The 21,550-nt window shown below is 59.8% G+C and carries 20 protein-coding genes and 1 pseudogene; 11 read left to right on the plus strand and 10 right to left on the minus strand.

Going from position 1 to position 21,550, the window contains the following annotated elements; translation table 11 throughout:
* The coding region (locus J7G73_RS04075; RefSeq protein ID WP_291245330.1) for a heavy-metal-associated domain-containing protein at positions 1-435 on the plus strand (435 nt) is incomplete at its 5' end.
* Positions 436-516: 81 nt separating this feature from the next.
* Here J7G73_RS04075 and rlmD read toward each other — a convergent pair.
* The 5 genes from rlmD to bilR form a co-directional block, all read right to left on the minus strand.
* Positions 517-1,878: a 23S rRNA (uracil(1939)-C(5))-methyltransferase RlmD gene (rlmD, locus tag J7G73_RS04080; protein ID WP_291245331.1), complete on the minus strand. Its 1,362-nt coding sequence runs from the start codon at positions 1,876-1,878 to the stop codon at positions 517-519.
* A gap of 14 nt (positions 1,879-1,892) precedes the next feature.
* A complete protein-coding gene (locus tag J7G73_RS04085) occupies positions 1,893-2,888 on the minus strand; it encodes a hypothetical protein (protein ID WP_291245332.1) in 996 nt (331 codons plus the stop codon).
* A 20-nt stretch (positions 2,889-2,908) separates the two neighbouring features.
* A complete protein-coding gene (locus tag J7G73_RS04090; protein ID WP_291245333.1) occupies positions 2,909-3,745 on the minus strand; it encodes an AraC family transcriptional regulator in 837 nt (278 codons plus the stop codon).
* A 221-nt stretch (positions 3,746-3,966) separates the two neighbouring features.
* Positions 3,967-4,578, minus strand: a complete 612-nt coding sequence (locus tag J7G73_RS04095; protein ID WP_291245334.1) for a hypothetical protein — start codon at positions 4,576-4,578, stop codon at positions 3,967-3,969.
* A 43-nt stretch (positions 4,579-4,621) separates the two neighbouring features.
* Positions 4,622-6,544: a bilirubin reductase, long form gene (gene bilR, locus J7G73_RS04100; protein WP_291245335.1), complete on the minus strand. Its 1,923-nt coding sequence runs from the start codon at positions 6,542-6,544 to the stop codon at positions 4,622-4,624.
* Positions 6,545-6,735: 191 nt separating this feature from the next.
* Here bilR and J7G73_RS04105 point away from each other — a divergent pair, with 191 nt between their 5' ends.
* On the plus strand, positions 6,736-7,608 hold the full coding sequence (locus J7G73_RS04105) for an AraC family transcriptional regulator (protein ID WP_087294705.1): 873 nt from the start codon (positions 6,736-6,738) through the stop codon (positions 7,606-7,608).
* Between the two features lie 57 nt (positions 7,609-7,665).
* On the opposite strand, the gene J7G73_RS04110 is transcribed toward J7G73_RS04105, so the two are convergent.
* The gene (locus J7G73_RS04110) at positions 7,666-8,847 is read right to left on the minus strand and encodes an iron-containing alcohol dehydrogenase (RefSeq protein ID WP_291245336.1); all 1,182 of its coding nucleotides are present in this window, start codon (positions 8,845-8,847) and stop codon (positions 7,666-7,668) included.
* Positions 8,848-9,025: 178 nt separating this feature from the next.
* Here J7G73_RS04110 and J7G73_RS04115 point away from each other — a divergent pair, with 178 nt between their 5' ends.
* The 5 genes from J7G73_RS04115 (at position 9,026) to J7G73_RS04135 (ending at position 13,637) form a co-directional block, all read left to right on the plus strand.
* Positions 9,026-9,700, plus strand: a complete 675-nt coding sequence (locus tag J7G73_RS04115; protein ID WP_291245337.1) for a Crp/Fnr family transcriptional regulator — start codon at positions 9,026-9,028, stop codon at positions 9,698-9,700.
* Between the two features lie 23 nt (positions 9,701-9,723).
* Positions 9,724-11,169 carry a family 43 glycosylhydrolase gene (locus J7G73_RS04120; protein ID WP_291245338.1) on the plus strand — a complete coding sequence of 482 codons (1,446 nt, stop codon included), beginning with the start codon at positions 9,724-9,726 and terminating at the stop codon, positions 11,167-11,169.
* Between the two features lie 202 nt (positions 11,170-11,371).
* Positions 11,372-12,028 (plus strand): fructose-6-phosphate aldolase, encoded by a 657-nt coding sequence (gene fsa, locus J7G73_RS04125; RefSeq protein WP_291245339.1) that lies wholly within the window; start codon positions 11,372-11,374, stop codon positions 12,026-12,028.
* Between the two features lie 163 nt (positions 12,029-12,191).
* Positions 12,192-13,313 (plus strand): hypothetical protein, encoded by a 1,122-nt coding sequence (locus J7G73_RS04130; RefSeq protein ID WP_291245340.1) that lies wholly within the window; start codon positions 12,192-12,194, stop codon positions 13,311-13,313.
* Positions 13,314-13,508: 195 nt separating this feature from the next.
* Positions 13,509-13,637, plus strand: coding sequence for a hypothetical protein (locus J7G73_RS04135; protein ID WP_275532611.1), 129 nt, complete (start codon positions 13,509-13,511; stop codon positions 13,635-13,637).
* A gap of 82 nt (positions 13,638-13,719) precedes the next feature.
* On the opposite strand, the gene J7G73_RS04140 is transcribed toward J7G73_RS04135, so the two are convergent.
* The 3 genes from J7G73_RS04140 to J7G73_RS04150 form a co-directional block, all read right to left on the minus strand.
* Positions 13,720-14,385, minus strand: a complete 666-nt coding sequence (locus J7G73_RS04140; protein WP_291245341.1) for a metallophosphoesterase family protein — start codon at positions 14,383-14,385, stop codon at positions 13,720-13,722.
* A 27-nt stretch (positions 14,386-14,412) separates the two neighbouring features.
* Positions 14,413-16,353 carry a BMP family ABC transporter substrate-binding protein gene (locus J7G73_RS04145; RefSeq protein ID WP_291245342.1) on the minus strand — a complete coding sequence of 647 codons (1,941 nt, stop codon included), beginning with the start codon at positions 16,351-16,353 and terminating at the stop codon, positions 14,413-14,415.
* Positions 16,354-16,457: 104 nt separating this feature from the next.
* Complete coding sequence (locus J7G73_RS04150) at positions 16,458-17,810, minus strand: MATE family efflux transporter (RefSeq protein ID WP_367113943.1); 1,353 nt, start codon at positions 17,808-17,810, stop codon at positions 16,458-16,460.
* A gap of 272 nt (positions 17,811-18,082) precedes the next feature.
* Here J7G73_RS04150 and J7G73_RS13665 point away from each other — a divergent pair.
* Both J7G73_RS13665 and J7G73_RS04155 read left to right on the plus strand, forming a co-directional pair.
* Positions 18,083-18,154, plus strand: a pseudogene (locus J7G73_RS13665) (peptidyl-tRNA hydrolase); the annotation flags it as partial.
* Between the two features lie 58 nt (positions 18,155-18,212).
* Positions 18,213-18,488, plus strand: a complete 276-nt coding sequence (locus tag J7G73_RS04155) for an aminoacyl-tRNA hydrolase (protein ID WP_291245343.1) — start codon at positions 18,213-18,215, stop codon at positions 18,486-18,488.
* A 10-nt stretch (positions 18,489-18,498) separates the two neighbouring features.
* Here J7G73_RS04155 and J7G73_RS04160 read toward each other — a convergent pair whose 3' ends face one another.
* Positions 18,499-19,650: an aminotransferase class I/II-fold pyridoxal phosphate-dependent enzyme gene (locus J7G73_RS04160; RefSeq protein ID WP_158097544.1), complete on the minus strand. Its 1,152-nt coding sequence runs from the start codon at positions 19,648-19,650 to the stop codon at positions 18,499-18,501.
* Between the two features lie 218 nt (positions 19,651-19,868).
* Here J7G73_RS04160 and J7G73_RS04165 point away from each other — a divergent pair, with 218 nt between their 5' ends.
* Both J7G73_RS04165 and speD read left to right on the plus strand, forming a co-directional pair.
* On the plus strand, positions 19,869-20,201 hold the full coding sequence (locus tag J7G73_RS04165; RefSeq protein WP_291245344.1) for a hypothetical protein: 333 nt from the start codon (positions 19,869-19,871) through the stop codon (positions 20,199-20,201).
* A gap of 570 nt (positions 20,202-20,771) precedes the next feature.
* Complete coding sequence (speD, locus tag J7G73_RS04170) at positions 20,772-21,530, plus strand: adenosylmethionine decarboxylase (protein ID WP_087181086.1); 759 nt, start codon at positions 20,772-20,774, stop codon at positions 21,528-21,530.
* Positions 21,531-21,550 lie beyond the last annotated feature (20 nt).

A 21,550-nucleotide genomic window follows, 5' to 3' on the forward strand; every position in this document is an offset into this window, starting at 1 on the left:
TACAACAGCATCGGCATTCCGGTGGCGGCCGGTGTGTTCTATGGCCTTGGTCTGGTGCTGAACCCCATGATCGGGGCCGCCGCCATGAGCCTTTCCAGCGTGTGCGTGGTATCCAACGCGCTGCGGCTCAATTTCTTCAAAGCAAGCCGGGCGGAATCCGCCGCCCTGCCCAGTGAGGAGGCAACCCCTCACATTCCCGCGGCACAGCCGCCGAAAGGAGTTTTACACATGGAAAAGACGATTCACATTGAGGGCATGATGTGCCACCACTGCACTGCCCACGTGGAGAAAGCCCTGAATGCCATCGAGGGCGTTCAGGCCGTGGCTGATCTGGAGGGCAAGTGCGCCCGGGTGACCCTGAGCGCCGATGTGTCCAACGAGACCCTGGCCGCCGCCGTGACCGAGGCAGGCTACGAAGTGACCGGCATCGAATAAGCCCCGCAACGAACAGAAAAAGGCACGCAGCCCTTCAACCGGCTGCGTGCCTTTTTGTTTGCTCATAGTAAGATTAGTGGATCAGTCTTCCCGGACCAGCTCGATCACGCACTCGCAATGCCTGGTGCGGGGGAACAGGTCCGCGGGCTGGGCCCGCAGCGGGCGGTAGCCCCGGTCGGCCAGATACCGGCAGTCCCGGGCGGCGGTGGCCGGGTTGCAGCTTACCATCACGATGCGCCGGGGACCCATGGCAATCACCGCGTTCAGGGTCGCCTCGTCGCAGCCCTTGCGGGGCGGGTCCAGACAGACCACATCCGGCCGCAGGCCCTCGTCCGCCAGCTTTGCGGCGGCCTTGCCTGCGTCGGCGCAGAAGAAGCGGGCATTCTCCACGCCCATGGCGGCTGCGTTGAGCTTGGCACTCTCCACTGCCTCGGGAATGATCTCCACGCCGATCAGCTCTTTGCAGTCCGCCGCCATGGAAAGCCCGATGGTGCCCATGCCGCAGTAAAGGTCCAGCAGGGTGTCGCCGGGCTGAAGCTGGGCGAACTGGCGAGCCACGCCGTACAGCTGCTCGGCGGCGGGGGTGTTCACCTGATAGAAGGAGAGCGGACCCAGCCGCACCGGCACACCGCACAGGGTGTCTTCAATATAACCCGGTCCGCACAGAGGAATGTTCTCCAGACCGGTGATCACGTTGGTTTTCTGGCGGTTCACGTTCAGCACGATGCTGCGGATGGCGGGGAACTGTTCGGTGAGCGCCGTGCACAGCTCCTGCGCGTGGGGCAGCTTGCGGCCGTTCACCACCAGACAGACCAGAATCTCGCCGCTGTGCCAGCCCTTGCGCAGGAAAATATGGCGTACAAGGCCGGTGTGCTTTTCTTCCCGATAGGGGGCAATGCCGTGGGCTTCCATAAACTCGCACACAAAGGCGGCGATCTGATTCAGCTCAGCGGGCTGCAGCTTGCAGTCGGCGCAGGGCACGATGCGATGGGTGCGGCCCGCGTAGAAGCCTGCGATCACATGGCCCTCCGCATCCAGCCCCACCGGGAACTGGACTTTGTTGCGGTAGCGCTCCTCCAGCGGAGAGGACAAGATGGGCAGCACCGGGGTATCCAGCCCGCCGATGCGCCGGAAGGCATCCTCCACAAAGCTCTGCTTTGCCCGGGCCTCGGTCTCATAGTTCAGATGGCGGAAGCAGCAGCCGCCGCAGGGCTTGCATACCGGGCAATCCGGCTCGATGTGAGCGGGAGAGGGTTGCAACATCTCCTCCACAATGGCGAAGGAATAGCGGCCCAGGTCCTTCACGATGCGGGCGTTCAGCACATCACCGGGGGCGGTGGCAGGCACAAACACCGCCTTGCCCTCGTAATGGGCCACGCCGCTGCCGTCGCTGGAAAGGCTCTCGATGGTCAATGGGATGATGGAATTCTTGTGAATGGGCACAAAAACGCTCCTTTTTATTCGTCTTCAATGGTGGTGACCAGGCCGAAGGGGATGAAGAAGCGGCCGGTTTCGTCGGGCTGCAGCTCCAGGCCCTGGCCTGCAAACTGTTTGTCCAGGGCGTTCAGAGCAAGCTGTCCCGCCACCTGGGTAATCTGGTCAATGTCGTAGTAGGAGGCGGCCACGGCAACGCCGTCGTTCACCAGAGCCTGGGCCAGTTCGGGATTCTCGGCCACGGCGGCAATGCGCACCGGCGCATCGCCCTCCAGCCAGCCCAGCTGCTCAGCCAGGTCATACAGGAACCGGGCATCCCCGGCGGTGGTGCACAAAAGCAGCTCGGGTTTTTGCTGCCCGGCCAGCGCCTCAGCGGTGAAGGGCAGGGGGTCGTCGTTCTCGTCCAGGTATTTCAGCAGGTTGGAATAGACCCCATAATGCTCGCATTCCTGCAAAGCATAGTAGCTCAGCGCCTGGTGATAGGGGCCGATGTCGCTGAGATAAAGGCTGTACTGCAGCAGCAGGTCGCCGTTTGCATCCGCAATGGTACCATCACGGAAGCCCATGGCCATCTCCTCGCCCAGCAGCTCGCCGCCCAGCGCGGGATTGCTGCCCACATACCACAGCTTGTCGTAGTCCTCCATCTCCTGCAGCTGAGGGCTGCGGCCGACCACCACCAGTGGTACACTGTGGCGGCGGGCAAGGCGCAGCAGCGCCGGGTCCAGAATGTCCTCGTCCTCGCTTACGATCAGCACCTGCGCGCCCTGCTCGATCAGCTCCCGGGCGGCGGGCTCATAGCCGGCGGATTCATCCCCCAGAAGAAAACGAACTCCGTTTTCCGTAAAGCGATCCTCCAGCGCGTCCAGGTCCACGTAGGGCAGCTCCTTGGGCGAGTGCAGATAACCGATGGCGGGCTGGGGGTCAAAATAACCCACGCTGAACAGGTACAGAAGAACGCACAGCCCCAGGGCGGCGCAGACGGCAAACAGCTTGGCAAGGATAAGCGCGATTCGTTTCATTGGCAGGTCTCCTGAAAAGGTCAAGACTTTTCGATGCTGCTCAGATAGCGGCTGGGCGGCACACCCTTGGTCTTTTTAAAGACCCGGGAAAAATAGAACTGGTCGAAAAAGCCCACGGAAACGGCGATCTCGGCGATGGAAAGCTTGGAATCCCGAAGAAGATTGCAGGCCTCGCCGATGCGGTAGTTGGTTAAGTAATCGATGGGGCTCTGGCCCACATTGCTCATGAACACCCGGTACAGGTGGCTGCGGCTCACGCCCACCGCCTTGGCAATGTCGTCGATGCTGATGTCGTGGGAATAATTGAACTGGATGAACTTGATGGCCCCGTGCACATACTGGGAGCTGGTGTTGCTCACCCGGGGGTCGCATTCGTGGGCCTGCTTCATCAGGCAGGACAAAAACAGATACAGATGGCCCACCATGGCGGCCTCGTGGTGGGATTCCGGGCCGCGGCAGTCGTAGATGGAGCGCAAAGCCTGCTTCAGAGATTCCGATTCCCCGCAATGATACACCGGGGACTGATCGGTGAAGGGGGTCTGCTGTACCAGCTTGTTGGCAAACGCACCGTTGAAGCCCACCCAGTAGTATTCCCAGGGATCGTTGGCATCGGCACAGTAGCTCACCAGCTGGTTGGGTTTGACCAGAAACAGGTCGCCGGAGCCAAGGGTAAAGCTGCGGCCGTTCACGGTGTACTGGCCGTGGCCGCTCACCACCAGATGGATCAGATAATGGTCCCGCACGCCGGGACCCCAGGTGTGTGAGGGCGCACAGGACTGCAGCCCGCAGTTGAAGATGGACAGCTCCACATTGTCTGTGTAGTGCTGTTTGAAGGATTGTTTATAGGTTTCCGCCATAACGAGGGCACCTCCGCAAGGTATCAAAAAGAAAAAGGCGGCAGCCGGGGGGACACGCGGGGAAAGGCGCGGCCGATAAGCCGGTTCAGACGGATGCTTTTCCGGCGGGCTTCCGCATTGATACCCAGTATAACAGAAAATTCAACAAAAGTCCATAAAAAATGCCGCACCCCTGAAAAACAGGGGCACGGCATGAAAGATTGGTGCAAAAAACAGGGGGATCAGCCCACCGGCAGGACCTCAACGATCTTGAGTACCACGCTGGCTTCGCTTACGGATTCGTTGGCTTCCTGCAGCTGCGCCAGGACCTCGGCGTCCTCCTCCAGCTCCAGCTTGACCACGGCGCCGGAGTGACGGCCGGCCTTTTCCTCAGCGGTGGGGTCGGCAATGTCGTAGCTCATAATGGCGGTCTTCTCCCGCAGCACGTTGGCCTTGGTGGCGTTGTCGGCCCAGTTGAAGAAGATGTGGCTGTCATCGGCCACGCCGGGCACAAAGATGGCGATGTTGGGGGTGCCGTCTGCGTTCACGGTGGACACATTGCACAGGCCTTTGAACTGACCAATGGCCTCCAGCAGAGCGGCCTGACCCAGGTTGGTGTACAGGCCGGTGGTGGCGCTGGTGGTAGCGGCGGCATCGGCGGAAACCGAGGTCTCGCTGGCAACGGTCTCACTGGAAGCGCCCTCGGAAGAAGTGGTCTCGCTGGCAGCCTCACTGGTGGAAGTGCTGGTGGAGGTGGTGGAAGAAGTGGTCGCGGTGGAGCTGCTGCTCTGGCCGCAGGCGCAGAGGTTGAAGACCAGGGTCAGGGTGAGCAGTGCAATGGCAAGTTTTTTCATGGTGATACAGAATTCTCCTTTTTTGTTAAATCCGTTAAATGGATTACAGGCTGTTGGCAGCGTCGTAGGCAGTGCGGATGGCGTTGGAGATATCCGCCGCGCGCTCGCCGCAGTCGCCCACGGCGATCACCGGGATACCGGCAGCCTTCAGGGGCTCGGCGTCAAAGGCCACCGGGCGGGCGCCCACGGCCAGAACCACATAGTCGCAGGGGATGGTCACGGTGTTGCCGTCCTTATCCTCGCACAGGACGTGGTCAAGGGCGATCTGGCTGACCTTGTGGTTTACATACTGCTCCACGCCGTAGCGGGCGTAGTTCTCCATCAGAGTGGGCAGAATGGTGTTGCTCTCGCCGCTGGCGATCTTGTCCATCATCTCCACAACGCTTACCTTGCAGCCACGATCGGCCAGGTACTCGGCGGTCTCACAGCCTACCATGCCGCCGCCGATCACGGCCACCTTGCCGTAAACCTGCTGGGCGCCGGCCAGAACCTGCCAGGCATCGCATACGTTGGTGTTCTCCTTGCCGGGAATGGCAGGGGCAAAGCTGGAGGCACCCACAGCCAGAATTACAGCGTCCGGCTTTTCGGCCAGCACGTCCTCGGCGGTGACGGTCTTGCCCATGCGCAGGGTCACACCGGCGCTGGTGACCTGGTGAACCAGGTTGGCGGTGGCGCGGCGCATCTCCTCCTTGCGGGGAGGCACACAGGCGATGTTCAGCTGGCCGCCCAGCTGAGCGCTCTTCTCAAACAGAACCACATCGTGGCCCTTGGCAGCGGCCACACGGGCAGCCTCCATGCCGGCCACGCCGCCGCCGATCACGGCAACCTTCTTCTTGGTCTGGGCGGGGGTGATGGAGCGGGTCAGCTCGTAGCCGTTTTCGGCGTTCAGCACGCAGGACAGGAAGCTGCGGTTCTGGATGTTGTCGGTGCAGCCCTTGTTGCAGGAGATGCAGCGGCGGATGTCGCAGCCCTTACCGGCCTCCAGCTTGACCACCCAGTCGGGGTCGCACAGCAGAGGACGGCCCAGCGCAACGATGTCGGCCTTGCCGCTGTCCAGTGCGCGTTCGGCCATCTCGGGATCAATGATGCGGCCCACGCAGCTCACGGGAACGTTCACGGCCTGCTTTACCTGACCGGCGATATCCACAAAGAAGCCGTAGGGCTGCACGCCCATGGGAGGAATGGTGTCGGCCATGTTGCCGGTATGGTTGGCCTGGGCCACGTGCAGCATGTCCACGCCGGCCTCCTCCAGCAGCTTGGCAAAGTCCACGGCCTCGGCCAGGGGGATACCGCCCTTGCCGCGCTCGGGAGTGATGACAGAGAACTTGTAGTCAATGCCCATGCCCGGAACTGCCTGACGCAGAGCCTTTACCAGCATTACGGCAAAGCGGGTGCGGTTCTCAAAGCTGCCGCCGAACTTGTCGGTGCGGCGGTTCATCAGGGGGCTGCACAGACAGCCCACCAGCCGGTCGCCATGGACCTGTACGAAGTCGATGCCGGCCTTTTCGGCGCGAACAGCGCAGTCGCACATCTTCTGAATGATGTCCATCAGCTGCTCTTCGGTCACGTCGGTCACGTAATGCTCCATGTCATGGTGCATCTTCTGGCGCACGCCCATCATGTCCTTCTTCTGGAACAGCTCGATCAGGGCGTTTACGTCGTACTCCGGGTGGAAGATCTGCACGCCGATCTTGGCGCCGTAGGCGTGCACACTGTCCGCCAGGTCCTTGAAGCCGGCGATCTGGCCGTCGTGGAACAGGCGGGGAGTGGGGGAGAAGGAAGCCACGGGGCTCACGTCACCCAGTACGATGTAGGAAACGCCGCCCTTGGCCAGGCGGGTGTAGAAGGCTTTGCTCTGTTCGGTGATGCTGCCGTCACGGCCTTCGTAGCCGGTGGTCAGCGGGGGGAACATGATGCGGTTTTTCAGGGTGATATTGCCAACCTTGATGGGGGTGAGCAGTTCCATGATGCGATCTCCTTTCCGATCTCAAAAAGCAGCGGCGCGGGACTTCATCCCGCTTTCTAAGGCCATTATAAGCCCGGGGATTGTTAAAAATATATCTCGTTTCTTGATGTGAATTAGGCAAAACTTGATGAAAAAGCGCGCTTTTGATAAAATAAACAAAAGGATTGGGAGAAAAACTGGAGGGAATTTCCATGGAGGAGAGGTATCGGCTGAAGCAGTGGCCGCTGGAGAAAGGCGACGAAAAAGAGCTGGATGCACAAAGCGGCCAGCTGATCGTTCTGGTGAACAGCGGCAGTGGTCAGCTGCAATGGTCCGGCCGAAAAGCGGTCCTGGAGCCGGACAGCATCGCCCTGCTGCGGCCGGGTGCCACAGCCCGGGCCCGTGCGGGTGAGCGGGGGCTGGAGCTCTGGCAGCTTCGGCTGCAGCAGGGCCTTTTGGAGGAGATCTCCTGCCCGGGCTGCGATCTGGAAGCCTGCTTTTCGGTGGTACCTTTCCGGTGCGCAGTGGTCCGGCTGAATACCCAGAATGCCACCCTGCTGCGACGTCTGTATTCCATGCTGCAAAAGGAGACCGAACAGCCGGGGGCACTGGCCGGTGGGGTCTATCGCCGGGGGCTGGTGGAGCTTCTGGTGGCCGGAGTGCTGCGCTGCTGTGTGAACGAGGAGCGCAAGACCGCCCTGGTGGGACGCAAGCGGCTGGTGGTGGATGAGGTGTTCGCTTATATCAACGCTCATCTGGCTGAGCCGCTGCAGCTGAAGGACCTGGCCGCTCATTTTTATGTGAGCCCGGAGCATCTGGCCCGCCAGTTCAAGCAGCGCACCGGTCAGACCCTGCATCAATACATCATAAAAGCCCGGCTGAGCCGCTGCCGGGAGCTGCTGTGCAACGGAGTGCCGCTGTCGGCCATCTGGATGCAGTGCGGCTTTTCCGGCTACAGTGCCATGCTGCGCAGCTTTAAGCAGGAGTTTGGTGTGACCCCGGCGGAATATTACCGCCAGTGCTGCCAGCGTGCCCGGGAATACCCGGAGGAAGCCCTGCCGGAAACAAAGAAAAACGATACATAACAAAAATCCCCCGCGCAGACCACATCGGCCGCGCGGGGGATTGATTTTTAAAACAGCTCAGCAATTGGCACGCCGGTAGATTTCCAGGGCCTTTTCCCGGTTCAGAGGCAAAAAACTACCCAGCAGGAAGGTATCGCCCCGGGTGGCCTTGTCTGCCATTTGATAGAGCACCTCTTCCGGCTGCACGCCTATGCCCAATTCGGAAAAACAGGTGGGCATGTCCAGCGAACGGAAGAAATCCACGGTGCGCTGGATGGCTTGCTCCGCAGCTTTCTGGTCGTCTGGCTCAGTCACATTCCAGACCTGTCGGCCGAATCGGGCGAAGCGGGCGGGGTCCTGATGCAGGCAGTACCGGGCCCAGTGCCCCCATATTGCCGAAAGACTGGCTCCGTGCGCCACATCAAACCGACCGCTCAGCTCGTGGCCCAGCTTGTGGGGGGTAAAATCGACTGCAGCACCCAGCCCGGTGAGCCCATTGTGGGAAACGCTGCCGCACCACATCAGCTCACTCATGGCCTGGTAATCCTTGCTGTTTGCCAGCGCGGCGGGGCCGTTGGCGATCACCGTGCGCAGCAGCGCCTCGGCAAAGGCGTCGGTGAGCTGGTTGCCTTTGGCGGGGGTGAAGTACCGGTCCATGGTGTGCATCATAATGTCCACAATGCCGCAGGCGATCTGGTAGCGGGGAAGCGTGTAGGTGAGCTCCGGGTCCAGAATGGCAAAAAGCGGCCGGTTGAACGGTGTGCTCAGTCCCCGCTTTGTGCCGGTGGATTCATCGGTGAGTACGGCGGAATCGCTGGTCTCGCTTCCGGCGGCGGAAATGGTCAGCACCACACCCACCGGAAGGCTGGCGGTCACCTTCTGGCGGCCCAGCCAGAACTCCCAGATATCGGTGCGGGGGCAGGCCGCACCGTGGGCGATGGCCTTGGCAGTGTCGATCACGCTGCCGCCGCCCACCGCCAGGATCAGGTCGGCCCCGAATTCCACGGCCTGCTGCACACCCTGTCGGGCCAATCCCAGTCGGGGATTGGCCTGAACGCCGCCCAGCGTCATGCAGGCGATGCCCTCCCGGGCAAGATCCGCCAGAATCCGGTCTATCAGGCCGCTGCGCTTTGCGCTGCCGCCGCCGTATACCAGAAAGACCCGCTTTGCACCCGCCAGCCTGATCTGCTCTGCGGTCTGCGCCTCGGTCCCCTGGCCGAAAATCACGCGGGTGGGGATATGATAAACAAATGCCTGCATTGCCAAACGCTCCTCTCTGTGCGGGGTGGAATAGCCCCACTGCTGCTTTTATTCTACAAAAGGGGAAGGGGCTTTGCAAGAGAAAGGGAAACAGTGCTTTGGCCGGAGCATTGACAGAAAAATCAGGCAGCACTACAATGAAGGCAAGAGAGTTGCAAATCCAACAAAAGGAGCGCTTATGGAAGACATTCAAGTTCTGCAGTCGTCGCAGCTGTTCCAGAACATCCAGCCGGACCAGATCCGGAGCCTGCTGCATTGCCTGTGCGCGGTGGTGAATACGTATCAGAAAGGGGAGTTCATCTTGCATCGGGGTGAGCCTACCCGGCGAATGGGCATTGTGCTGGAGGGCACCGCGCATATCATCAAGGAGGACTTCTGGGGCAACCGGGTAATTCTGGGACAATCCGGCCCAGGGCAGCTGTTTGCGGAATCCTACGCCTGCCTGGGCAGTGAGAACCTTACGGTGAGCGTGGTGGCCTCCGCCACCACCCGGGTGATGTTTCTGGATGTGGGCCGTCTGTTTCAGACCTGCTCCACGGCCTGCGGCTTTCACACACAGATGATCCAGAATCTTACCCAGGTGCTGGCAGGCCGCAACCTGATGCTCACCCAGAAGGTGGAGCACATGGCCCAGAAAACCACCCGTGAAAAACTGCTGTCCTATCTTTCCGGCGAGGCGCAGCGGGCGGGCAGCGCCCGGTTTTCCATCCCCTATGACCGGCAGGAGCTGGCGGACTATCTGTCGGTGGACCGGAGCGCCATGTGCACCGAGCTGTCCAAGCTTCAGCGCCAGGGGATTCTGCGCTGCCGCAAAAAGGAGTTTGAACTGCTGGAGCTGCCCCGGGAATTCTGAGCCGGGCAAGGGAGAGGAAAGTTATGAAAAAAGAAGTGTTCAATCCGTATCTGCCCAGCTGGGAATATGTGCCGGACGGCGAACCTCGGGTGTTCGGCGGGCGGGTGTATCTGTATGGCTCCCATGACCGCTTCGGCGGGCCGCTGTTCTGCATGAACGACTATGTGTGCTGGTCCGCCCCGGAGGAGGACCTGAGCGACTGGCGGTTTGAGGGCGTGATCTACCGCAAGGACCAGGACCCCATGAACCCGGGCGGGCGGCGCTGCCTCTATGCGCCGGACGTGGTGCAGGGGCCGGACGGGCGGTATTATCTTTACTATGCCTTCGACTTTATGGGCCGCATCGGGGTAGCCGTGTGCGACGAACCGGCGGGCGCGTTTCAATTTTACGGCCATGTGGCCTTTCCGGATGGGCACCTCTGGGGCGAGCGGTCCGGGGAGCCCTTCCCCTTTGACCCGGGCGTGCTGGTGGATGACGACGGCCGGGTCTACCTGTATTCCGGGTTTGCCACCCGCATCCCGGCGCCGGTCACCGGCTTTCGCCAGCTGGAAAATCCCGGCGGCGTGGCGGTGGAGCTGGAGTCGGACATGCGCACCATCCGGCAGGGGCCGCGGCTGCTGTTTCCCCGTAAGGGGCTGCCCGGTGCCTTTGAAAACCACGCCTTCTTTGAGGCCAGTTCCATCCGCAAGGTGGACGGCCGCTATTGCTTTATCTATTCCTCCGAGCACAATCACGAGCTCTGCTACGCCATGGCGGACCATCCCTTCGGACCGTTTACCTTCGGCGGAACGCTGGTGGACATCGGCGATGTATTCCTGCCAGGTCGCCCCGGCGAGGAACAGGCGGTCAACTATCTGGGCAACACCCACGGCAGCATCGTCTGCATCCGTGGGCAGTGGTATGTGTTCTATCATCGGCAGACCAACCGGCATTCCTATTCCCGCCAGGCCTGTGCCGAGCCGCTTCGCCGCAGGCCGGACGGCGGCTTTTTCCAGGCGCCCCTCAGCAGCACCGGCCTGCGGATAGAGCCCCTGCCGGATCGGGGCAGCTATGAGGCCCGAATTGCCTGCCATCTGCGCAGTGCCAAAGGTGCGGCCCGGTATGACATCCGCCTGCCCCGGCTCCGGCTGGCGGCGCACCCCTATTTCACTCAGACCGGCGCGGACCGGGAAGAGCGGCCGGACCAGTACATCGCCAACATGCGCAGCGGCAGCAGCGCGGGCTTTTTGTCCTTTGCCTTCACCGGCGAGGAGAGGAGGATTACCCTGCAACTGCGTGGCCGGGGGCGGGGCGTGATGCGGGTTTCCCACCGGGAGGATGGCGGTCAGCCGCTGGCGGTGATCCCGATCCCTGAGGACAAATCCCTGCTGCATCCGGCAAGGCTCTGCCCAAAGGCCGGAGTACGACCGCTGTATTTTGTGTTCCGTGGTATGGACGCGGTGGATTTTATCGGGTTTTCTCTGGAATGAGAGCTTGGGCAAAGGGTAAAAAAACAGAGTCGGATTTTGTGGAATCTGAATATTGTGCGCGGCTTTTCGGACCGGTACACTTAAAGCAGGATAAAGCCGCAAAAGCTGCCGAACGGTTCCGTGACAGGTTGCGAAAAATGCTTCGGCAAGGTTTGGAATATATGGCAAATGGCGCAACAAGAGCCGAAAGGAGATGCAAGCCATGAAATTCTTTATTGATACTGCCAACGTGGACGAAATCCGCAAAGCCAACGAGATGGGCGTGATCGCCGGTGTGACCACCAATCCCAGCCTGATCGCCAAGGAGGGCCGGGATTACGCCGAAACACTGAAGGAGATTGCCGCCATTGTGGACGGGCCCATCTCCGGTGAGGTGAAGGCCACCACCGAGGATGCCGAGGGCATGATTGCCGAGGGCCGGGCTATTGCGGCCATGCATCCCAACATGGTGGTGAAGATCCCCATGACAACCGAAGGCCTGAAGGCCATCAAGACATTGAGTGCCGAGGGCATCAAGACCAACTGCACCCTGATCTTCAGCGCGAACCAGGCGCTGCTGGCCGCCCGCGCAGGTGCCACCTATGTGTCGCCCTTCCTGGGCCGTCTGGACGACATCAGCCAGCCCGGCATTGATCTGATCCGGATGATCTGCCGGATGTTCGCCGACTATCCGGACATCAACTGCCAGATCATTGCCGCCAGCGTGCGCAACCCCATCCACGTGACCGACTGCGCTCTGGCCGGGGCGGACATTGCCACCGTGCCCTATAAGGTGATTGAGCAGATGACAAAGCATCCCCTCACCGATCAGGGCATCGAGAAGTTCAAAAAGGATTACCTGGCGGTGTTCGGTCAGTAATTCCAAAAAGTAAAAAAGCCGCGGGCGCGATCCTTTCAGGGGCTGCACACGCGGCTTTTTCGTGCCTGTGAAGGGGTGTTTTACAAAATTTTCATTGCATTGCGGGCAGCATTCGGTATAATAAGGCACGAACCACACGAAAATGAGGGGCAAAGGAGAAGCCATGAAACAGATGATAAAAAGAGGCCTGAGCGCCCTGAGTGCCGTGCTGCTGGCAGTCTGTATGCTCGTGCCGGTCCATGCGGCCGAAATCACTTCGCTGGCCGGGGCGCTGGACCAGACTGCCCGCCTGCAGCAGCTGGCGGAGGAATATGCCGCCGGCCAGCAGAGCGAAAGCGATCCGCTGATGCTCACGATCAACTACATACGCACCCAGCGCTACGCGGATGCCAGCTGGGATATGATTCTGGGCGCGCCCAGTGAGGAGTTTGCCCAATTTGTGGCCGGGCAGGACTCGGAACTGGAGCAGCTGCAAACGCTGGAAAACGTACAGATACCGGCCACTAGTGAGCCGGTGGACTTTGTGCATCTGGTGGCGGGCATCGGGGCCACCTACAAGCGGATGCCGGTGGTGTGTACCTGGGGCGGCGACTGCATCCAGCTGGCGGGCAGCATCCAGGGAACCGGCGCGGACGAGGAGGGCTGCATCCAGCAGCTGAAGCCCTACTTTGTCTGCGAGGACGAGAACGCAAGCCTGATGCCGCAGAGCGACTGGCTGGCAGATCTGGACGGAGTGAACATTGGAATCACACTGAGCAGCGGCAGCGATCTGTCCGAAGCCATCGGGCAGTATTATCAGGACATTACCGATGAGGAGCGTGCCCAGCAGTTTGTGCTGGCTCAGTTCGGGGAGGCGGATACCGGTGACCGGGAGGCCTTCCGCCAGCAGGTGAAGGATAAATTTTTCGCGGATTCCGGTGTTCAGCTGCTCCTGCTCAGTCAGAAACAGATGACGCTGGACGAGGAGCGGAACATCGTTGCGGTGGATTCCATGGATGCACCGCTGAATGCAGTGTGCAGCCTGACCGCTGATACACTGGCTGATATGTTGGGCGGCGCGAAGGTGACCGAAGCTCCGGCACAGACGAGTGAATCGCAGGCCGGCCAGACGGAGAGCGGCGAGCAGCCCACCCAGCCGGAGCCCGCCCAGTCCACTGCCCCGGTTCTGGGGCAAAGCTCGCTGGCACAGACCATGCAGAAGCATGCTTGGCTGCCCTGGGCCCTGGGCGGTGTGGTGCTGTTCTGTCTGCTGGTGCTGGTTGCATTGTCCCGCAAAGGCCGCTGAGCCGGGCATTTCGCGGATCTTTCGCAGTGTGCTCACATTCTGTTCAAATTCAACTGGTATAGTAAAACCATGGTCAAAGCAGTCAAGGCTTTGGTGATAAAGTTACCGCAGCCGACAGATGAATCTGCTACCATGTGGATAGGAAATTCGATCGATGGATTTTCCCAGAAGAAACTGACAAAGGAGAGCACCACAATGATCCAATCGTTTTTGCAGCAGGCCCTGGTTCGGCTCGGCCCCTCGGTACAGGTGCTGGCCTGGCTGGAACAACTGCCTTTTATCCCCCAGTGGCTGCGCCCGGTTCGGGCCCGTGCGCGCCGCTGAGCGGTCAAACATTCTGACAAAAGAAAAGCTCCGCTTCCGCAAGCCCTGAAATCCAGGGTGCGGGAGCGGAGTTTTTTGCTGCTTACAGCTGGCTGACGATGGGAAGACGCTTCCAAACCTGCCACCAGTCGGGGCGGACCGGCCGGTTCGGGTCCGGCTCAAACTCGATCACATGCTTTTCGTAGGCATTTATCACGGTGGTGCTGCCCTTCTGGCAGCAGCGGGGAAGATTGGAATTGTAGCTCATGTGTACATGGCCGTGCACGAAATAACTGGGGGAATATTCCTCCAGCAGGTGGTTGAAGCACTCGAAGCCCCGATGGGGCAGGTCTTCCCCATCGTTCAGATCCCGCGCGGGTGCATGAGTGACCAGAATATCAAAGCCCTTGTAGCTTTTCAGCTTGCGGCGAAGCCGCCGGATGCGATTGGCCATCTGCCGCTCGGTGTACTGGAAGGGCCCCTCCTTATAACGGAAGGAGCCGCCCAGCCCCAGAACACGGATTCCGCGGTATTCAAAAATATCATCCTCAATGCAGATGCAGCCCTCCGGCGGATCGTGCAGATAACGAGTATCGTGGTTGCCGTGTACATAAAGCAGAGGGGCAGAGGTAAAGGTGGCCAGCAGGGTCAGATAATGGGGGTTCAGATCCCCGCAGGAGATGATAAGATCATAGCCGCGGATCTTGTCCGGGCTGAAAAAATCCCACAGATACTTTGATTCTTCATCCGCCAGCAGCAAAATTTTCATGTTTGACTTCTCCTCGCCGAGCCTGTATTACAGGATCTTGGTGGTTGATTCGTCCTTGTGAACGCCGATCAGAGAAACCAACGGTTTGGCTTCATCGATCAGTTCGTCGAAGCGGGGGATGCGGCCGATCACGTTGCTGGCCAGCCAGTCCATAGTGATGACCTGCTCCGCGGTGAGGCGGCTGTGGTCTTCGGGCATCACCACATGGCCATCCTGGGCATAAAGCACACCCGCAAAGGGATCGAAATCCCGGCTGCAGACCGCCTGGCGCAGCAGATTGACCAGGCGCTGAGTCTCGACGGGCAGGCTGCGGGAGCACAGCACATCAATCACGCCGGCATCCATACCCCACCAGTAGTTCAGCGCACGCTCACCGCTGTTGCCGGCGGACCAGCCGCCGTTCATGATGGACTGCACGATGCGCACATAAAATTCGCCCCAGTTCCAGAAGGGCATTGCATAATTGCAGATGTGGTCCCCCTCCAGCCGGTAGAGGCCGAACTTCCAGGGGGGCTGCTGGGGAGCCCGGTTATCCAGGTCCGAGATCAGAGTCACGCCGTTTTCTGCGAAACGGGCGGCGATGTCCACGTTCTTTTCCGAGGTCCACTCCAGATATACCTTTGCCCGGGGATTGGTCATCTGTGCGCCCAGAGCAAAGGCGTTGATAGCCGCAATCATGCCGTAGGTGGGGTAGGTGGCCACATAGCCGATCTTGTTGTCATCCGCCAATGCGCCTGCGATGGCACCCAGCAGGAACTTGGCCTCGTGGATGCGGCCGTAATAGGTGCGGATGGACGGGTGCGACATATTCAGTGAACAGTTGATGATCTTCACTTCCGGGTGAGCCAGCGAGGCCTTCAGGCTGGCGTTGATCAGCTTGGGTGTGGTGGTGAAAATCACATCGCAGCCATCGGCCACAGCCTTCTCCAGCACCTCGTCACCGTTTGTTTCCGGCTGTACATGATCGTAGCACAAGGTGGTCACCCGGCCACCGAAGTGTTCCTCCAGCTCGCCGCGGCCAAAATCGTGGGCGTAGGTCCAGGGGGAGGTGTCGGCGCTCTTCTCGTACACAAAGCCCACCTTCAGGCTGGGAGCCTGGAAGGCGATGGGGTTGTGCAGCCGGGAGAACAGGCCGGTGTTCTGGGGCGGCAGCGCAGGCTCCATGGAAAGCTCCACCGCATCCGGGCGGGTCAGCACCAGGATTTCGCTCCAGGCCCGTTCCACTGCCTGCTGCAGCTCCGGCATGCTCATGCCGCACAGCTGCCGGTAGGGGTAGACCCCCATCACGGCCAGCAGGCCGTCGGCGGGGGTAATGGGCAGTCGGTCGCCGCCGCGCTGCATGAACACCGAGCGGAACCGGTAATACATCGAGGAGAGCATGCTCTTGTCGTCATCGCTCCAGCGCTCGCCGGGGGCTTTGCCCGCCGCGGCCACGAACTTGGCGAAGCGGCCCTCCTCAGTGAACCAGAGCAGATTGATCTGGGTCAGCTTGTAGAAATCCAGGAACTCATAGTAGATGTTGACTTCCTTGGAGCCGTTGCGCTTGGGAATGTAGCGGGTCACGGTGCCGGGAATGCTGGCTGCGCCGAAGTATTTCATCACCGATACCCGCTTGTTGCCCTCCACCACGTAGAAGCGGTTCAGAAACTCCACTGCCTCGATGGGGTCACGGATGCCTTCCTCCATCTGGGAATCGCACAGGGCGCTCCACTTGGTTGCAAACTCGGTGCGCTCGCCCAGAAGGGGCATGAAGTTCCGGGCAAAGGCGGTTTTGCGCCCCTCGGTCTTGGTGCCCACGATGGAATCCAGGGGGATGTTCACCACGCCCAGAGGCTGGGTGCCGTCCAGCTCGCTGTTTTCCAGAATATCATCCAGCACCTGCAGATAAGGGTACTGCCCCTTGGAAACGCAGGCCCGGAAGTTTCGCTGGCCCATTTTTTGGGCCTTTTTGTAATCTTCAATTGCCAAAGTAAGATCCCTCCTTAATAATAAGAAGCTGAATCGCAGAGCCGCCGTTACGGCCCCACTTTATGGTAAAGCATGTTCGTTCAAATTACAATACCCGGCTCGTCTCAATTTTCCGGCTGAGCTGCCATGGGCGGGAATCGCAGCTTGGTCAGACACAGGGCAAACAGGATCGAGCTGATGGTCCAGGTGATGGGGTAGGCCCAGTAGACCATATGAATGTCCGGGATCAGGCGAACCGCAATGGTGATGTAGCAGATGCGCAGCACGCACCAGATGCTCAGCATGATGGTCATGGGAATAATGGGCCGGCCCATGCCCCGAAGAATACCCGCGCAGCAGTGAGAGAAGGCAAGCAGGAAGTAGAACAGCGCCACGGTGTGCGCATCCGCCACGCCGTAGGCCACCACCTGAGGCTCATTGTTGAAGGCACCGATCAGCTGGGGCGAGAAGGTGAAGATGACCAGGCCGATGCATTCGGCCAGCAGCGGGCTGCAGATTAGGCCGAAGCGCATGCCCTGCTTGACACGGTCAAAGCGGCCCGCACCGATGTTCTGGCTCACGAAGGTGGAAAGTGCCAGTGCAAAGCAGGTTACCGGCAGGAAGGCAAAGCCCTCCACCCGGCTGTAGGCGGCGCAGCCCGCCATGGCGGCGGAACCGAAGGCATTGATGTTGGACTGCACGATCACATTGGCCAGCGAGATCACCGAGTTCTGTACGCCGGAGGGAACGCCCAGAGTGAGCACCTGGCGCAGCATGTCCGCCCGGAAGCCCACCTCCTTCCAGGTGATGCGGTAGGGTGCCTGCACCACCGTCAGCTTGCGGAAGGCAAGGAAGGCGCAGAGGGTCTGGCTGATGATGGTGGCCAGGGCGGCACTTTCCACCCCGCGGCCCATGCCGGCCACGAACACCAGGTCCAGCACCACATTGGTGATGGAGGCGATGATCAGATATTTCATGGGGCTGCGGCTGTCGCCTACCGACTGCAGAATGCTGGCGCCCATGTTGTACATGACCACCGACAGCGAGCCCATGAAGTAGACCCGGAAATACAGCACGGACTGAGGCAGCACATCAGAGGGGGTGCCCATCCAGCGCAGGATCTGGGGTGTGAAGAGGATACCCAGAATCGAGAGCAGCACACCGGCAACCAGGCCCAGCGCCACGGTGGTATGTACCGCCTGCTTCAGGGTCTTGTGGTCCTGCGCACCGTAAAGCCGGGCCACAAGAACGCCCGCGCCCAGTGAAACACCGTTGATGAAGCCGATCATCAGCATGATCAGGCTGGCGGAGGAGCCCACCGCCGCCAGCGCCTGCTCGCCGATGAAGTTGCCCACGATCAGTGAGTCCACCGCGTTGTACAGCTGCTGGAACAGATTGCTGAAGAAAATGGGCACCGCGAACAGCAGAATCTTTTTGGGAACGCTGCCCACTGTCAGAAGATTTTGATCGTTTGTCATAATGTAGACACTTCGCTTTCGCATCGCGCACAAAAAACGGCCCATGGGCACAAAGTGCACCCGGAAGGACCGCGAAACAGGCGTGACAATATATTTTCAATTCTATCATACCATCTGCACGGGGGAATGCGCAAGATGGTGCTGTGCTATTGGAGCAGAGCGGTAAAGCGGCGTTGCAGCCATGACCGGGCGCTGGTATAATAGCAGAGAATCGCCGGGGAAATTTTTCCGGCTAGTGGTAAGGAGGAAACAGAATGTATTCATCCAAGCAGATGATTGTAATGCGCCGGGATCTGAAGATGCGCAAGGGCAAGATCGCCGCTCAGGCGGGCCATGCCAGCGTCACCGCCACCCTGATGGCCCTGCAGAAGGAGGGCCGCCTGGGCCAGGTGCAGGTGGCCGATGGCTGGGTGGGTCTGGCTGCAAGCGAACAGCAGGCCACCCCCCCTGAGCGAGTGGTTCGACAAGGGAGTGGCCAAGATCTGTGTGTATGTGGATTCCGAGGAGGAACTGTTGCGGCTGCACGAAAAGGCACAGGCCGCCGGGGTCATCAGCGCCCTGATTCAGGACGCGGGCATGACTGAATTTCACGGCGAGCCCACCTATACCTGCCTGGCGCTGGAGCCGCTGGCGGCGGAGAAGGCCGACGAATTCACCGGCGGCCTGCCGCTGTATTGAACCGCCACACTCAGAATTTCAGAGCCGCAATGCGGTCGAAGGCTTCGCCCAGCTTTTCCTCGCTGGTGGTGCAGGCGATGCGCACATAGCCCTCGCCCGCCGCGCCGAAGGCCACGCCGGGCACCATGGCCACATGGGCTTCCTTCACGCACTTCTGGCAGAAGGCGATGGAGTCCAGACCGGTCTGTTTGATGTTCATGAACAGGTAGAAGGTGCCCTGGGGCTCGCGCACCGAAAGCTTCGGGATGGCGTTGATGCGCTCAGCGGTGTAGAACACCCGGCGGCGGTATTCACCGGTGTATTTGTCGCCGATCTCGCTGCGCAGCCGCAGCGCGTGGATGGCCGCCCGCTGGGAGACCGAGGGCGCCGAGTAGACCATGTTCTCGTTGATGCGCTTGATGGTGTCGATCACCGCAGGCTCGGCAATGATGGAACCCACGCGCCAGCCGGTCATGATGTAGTTCTTGGAGAAGCTGTTCAGGGTGATGCTGCGCTGCGCCATGCCGGGCAGGCCACGGAAGGGGCGGAAGGGCTCCTCGAACATGTAATCGGTGTAGATTTCGTCCAGAATCACCACCAGGTCGAACTCCTCAGCCACCTGGGCCAGGGTCTGGTAGGTCTGCAGGTCGTAGGCCGCACCGGTGGGGTTGCAGGGATTGTTCACGATCATGGCCTTGGTGCGGGGGGTAATGGCCGCACGCAGCCGCTGGGCGTTGATGGCAAAGCCCTCCTCTTCCAGGCAGGGCACCTCCACGGCAACGCCGCCGGTCAGCTCCACCTGTTCCTTGTAAGGGGAAAAGTAGGGCGCGAAGAGGATCACCTCGTCGCCCGGGTCCAGAATGCTCATGAGCGCCAGCTCCATGCCGAAGCAGCTGGAGGCGGAGATGAACACCTGTTCCCGCGCCAGGTCCATATTGTGGGCAGTTTTATAATAAGTACGGATCTCGTCGATCAGCTCCGGGTCACCCTGGGGCGAGGTGTAGTGGGTATGCCCGGCCAGGGCATCCTCCATGGCGGCGCGGATGATCCGCTCGTCGGTGGTGAAATCGGTGTCGCCGATGCTCAGGTCGATCAGGTCGCTGTATGCGCCCTTCTCGGCGGCTGCGCTGGCCATCACGCTGTCCTGCGCGGTCTGGAAGCGGCGGGCGATGTAATTCCTCATGGCAATGCTCTCCTTTTTTCCAAAACATTCTTTTTTATCATAGCACATCAGCACGCAAAAGGGCAGTGCTCTTTTGCACAAATCAGTGTATGAAAATCTGCATTTTGTGAATAAACAAACACAAAAGCAGGGCGGGCCTTGCGTTCTGCAGAAAGCAGAGCGTAAAATAGAAGGCGGCGGGCATAAGGCCCTGTCTGCTCAGAACAGGAGGCAATGAGATGGAAGCAATGGAACCGGCCTGGCTGCAGGTCATTCAACCCCGGACGGCTGCTGCCGGAGAGAACAGTGTGAAGGGGGCATTTCAGTACAACGGAGGCCACGGGCTGACCACCTTTTTTGTGAATGTGGAGCTGGCCGAGCCGCTGCGCGGGCAGCTGGCCCAGCAGGGTCTGGACCTGGCGGACACTGTGGCCTTCTGCCAGCAGGCTGAGGGCGGCTGGGTGGCGGCCTTTGCCGACGAGGCCATGACCAAAAAGGTGGAATACAGCCTGACGGACGCTGAAATGCAGGCGTTGATGGAGGCCAACGGCCTGCAGTTGATTCATGTATAATTATTCCAAAAGCTGGAAAATCCCATGAAAAAAGCAGGGAAAAACGGACGTTAAAATTTTGCTAAAAACTGAAAAAAGCCGTTGACAAACGGCAAAAAAACAGGGTATACTTTTTCCGTCATGCGATATGAGTTTTCATACAGAGTATCCATGCAAATATTTCTTCTGACCACCCAATCGTGGGTTAAAGGCCATACGGACAGCCGGGTCAACTGCCGATGGGCGGTGCGATACCGCCATTATTGATTGAGTTAAAAGCTCAATTTTATAAGTTGGTTACTTTACAACCAGTGCGTATTCTGCGTACATCAACTTGTAAAACGGTCAATAAGAGTAGTAAAAGTAAGTATTTGCTATATAGACTCTGTGTGAAAGCAAGCCGGGCTGCGCCCAGACGGCGTTGATTCGCTGTATCCTGCTGTGTCCGTCCGGAAACTTGTCGGTTTTAGGGGCCCGCGCTGTATCACCAGAATATGATTCGTTTACAGGCAATGTGTATGCAAAAATACACATTGCCTGTTTTTTGTTGCCGCCGGGCAAAAAGGCGATGTCAATTTCAGGAGGAAACCGATGGGAGAAAAGCTGAAACTGTACGGGTTTAACAACCTGACCAAAGCGCTGAGCTTCAACATCTACGACGTATGCTACGCAAAAACCGCCCGGGAGCAGAAGGACTACATCGCCTATATCGATGAGCAGTACAATTCCGAGCGTCTGACCAATATCCTCACCACCCTCACCGATATGATTGGCGCCAAGGTGCTGAACATCGCCCGGCAGGACTACGATCCGCAGGGTGCATCGGTGACCATTCTGATCGCCGAGGGCAGCATGCTGCCCATGGGTGAGACCCAGCTGGCCCATCTGGATAAGAGCCATGTGACGGTGCACACCTACCCGGAGTATCATCCGGAGACCTGTCTGGCCACCTTCCGGGTGGACATCGATGTAGCCACCTGCGGCGAGATCACGCCGCTGTCCACGCTGGATTACCTGATCCGCTCCTTCGATTCAGACATCATCACCATGGACTACCGGGTGCGTGGCTTTACCCGGGACATGAACGGCCGCAAGCTGTTCCTGGACCACAAGGTCAACAGCATTCAGGACTACATCGAGCCGGAGCTGCTGCGCCGGTACGATGCGGTGGACATCAATGTCTACGACGCGAACATCTTCCATACCAAGATGATGCTCAAGGAAGTGGATCTGCAGAACTATCTGTTCAAGACCGATGTGTATGAGCTCCCGCCCAAGACCCGGCTGGAGATCATGAACAACCTGCGCCGCGAGATGATCGAGATCTTCAGCGGCCGCAATATCTACTAACGTTTGTCAAAAGAGGCAGG

This window comes from Allofournierella sp. (genome assembly GCF_017889395.1).
Classification (GTDB): Bacteria; Bacillota; Clostridia; order Oscillospirales; family Ruminococcaceae; genus Allofournierella.

Coding starts and splice junctions, on each gene's coding strand:
- J7G73_RS04085 (WP_291245332.1), bottom strand. CDS start 2,888: ATGAAACGAATCGCGCTTATCCTTGCCAAGCTGTTTGCCGTCTGCGCC.
- J7G73_RS04090 (WP_291245333.1), bottom strand. CDS start 3,745: ATGGCGGAAACCTATAAACAATCCTTCAAACAGCACTACACAGACAAT.
- J7G73_RS04095 (WP_291245334.1), bottom strand. CDS start 4,578: ATGAAAAAACTTGCCATTGCACTGCTCACCCTGACCCTGGTCTTCAAC.
- bilR (WP_291245335.1), bottom strand. CDS start 6,544: ATGGAACTGCTCACCCCCATCAAGGTTGGCAATATCACCCTGAAAAAC.
- J7G73_RS04105 (WP_087294705.1), top strand. CDS start 6,736: ATGGAGGAGAGGTATCGGCTGAAGCAGTGGCCGCTGGAGAAAGGCGAC.
- J7G73_RS04110 (WP_291245336.1), bottom strand. CDS start 8,847: ATGCAGGCATTTGTTTATCATATCCCCACCCGCGTGATTTTCGGCCAG.
- J7G73_RS04115 (WP_291245337.1), top strand. CDS start 9,026: ATGGAAGACATTCAAGTTCTGCAGTCGTCGCAGCTGTTCCAGAACATC.
- J7G73_RS04120 (WP_291245338.1), top strand. CDS start 9,724: ATGAAAAAAGAAGTGTTCAATCCGTATCTGCCCAGCTGGGAATATGTG.
- fsa (WP_291245339.1), top strand. CDS start 11,372: ATGAAATTCTTTATTGATACTGCCAACGTGGACGAAATCCGCAAAGCC.
- J7G73_RS04130 (WP_291245340.1), top strand. CDS start 12,192: ATGAAACAGATGATAAAAAGAGGCCTGAGCGCCCTGAGTGCCGTGCTG.
- J7G73_RS04135 (WP_275532611.1), top strand. CDS start 13,509: ATGATCCAATCGTTTTTGCAGCAGGCCCTGGTTCGGCTCGGCCCCTCG.
- J7G73_RS04140 (WP_291245341.1), bottom strand. CDS start 14,385: ATGAAAATTTTGCTGCTGGCGGATGAAGAATCAAAGTATCTGTGGGAT.
- J7G73_RS04150 (WP_367113943.1), bottom strand. CDS start 17,810: ATGACAAACGATCAAAATCTTCTGACAGTGGGCAGCGTTCCCAAAAAG.
- J7G73_RS04155 (WP_291245343.1), top strand. CDS start 18,213: ATGGCTGGGTGGGTCTGGCTGCAAGCGAACAGCAGGCCACCCCCCCTG.
- J7G73_RS04160 (WP_158097544.1), bottom strand. CDS start 19,650: ATGAGGAATTACATCGCCCGCCGCTTCCAGACCGCGCAGGACAGCGTG.
- J7G73_RS04165 (WP_291245344.1), top strand. CDS start 19,869: ATGGAAGCAATGGAACCGGCCTGGCTGCAGGTCATTCAACCCCGGACG.
- speD (WP_087181086.1), top strand. CDS start 20,772: ATGGGAGAAAAGCTGAAACTGTACGGGTTTAACAACCTGACCAAAGCG.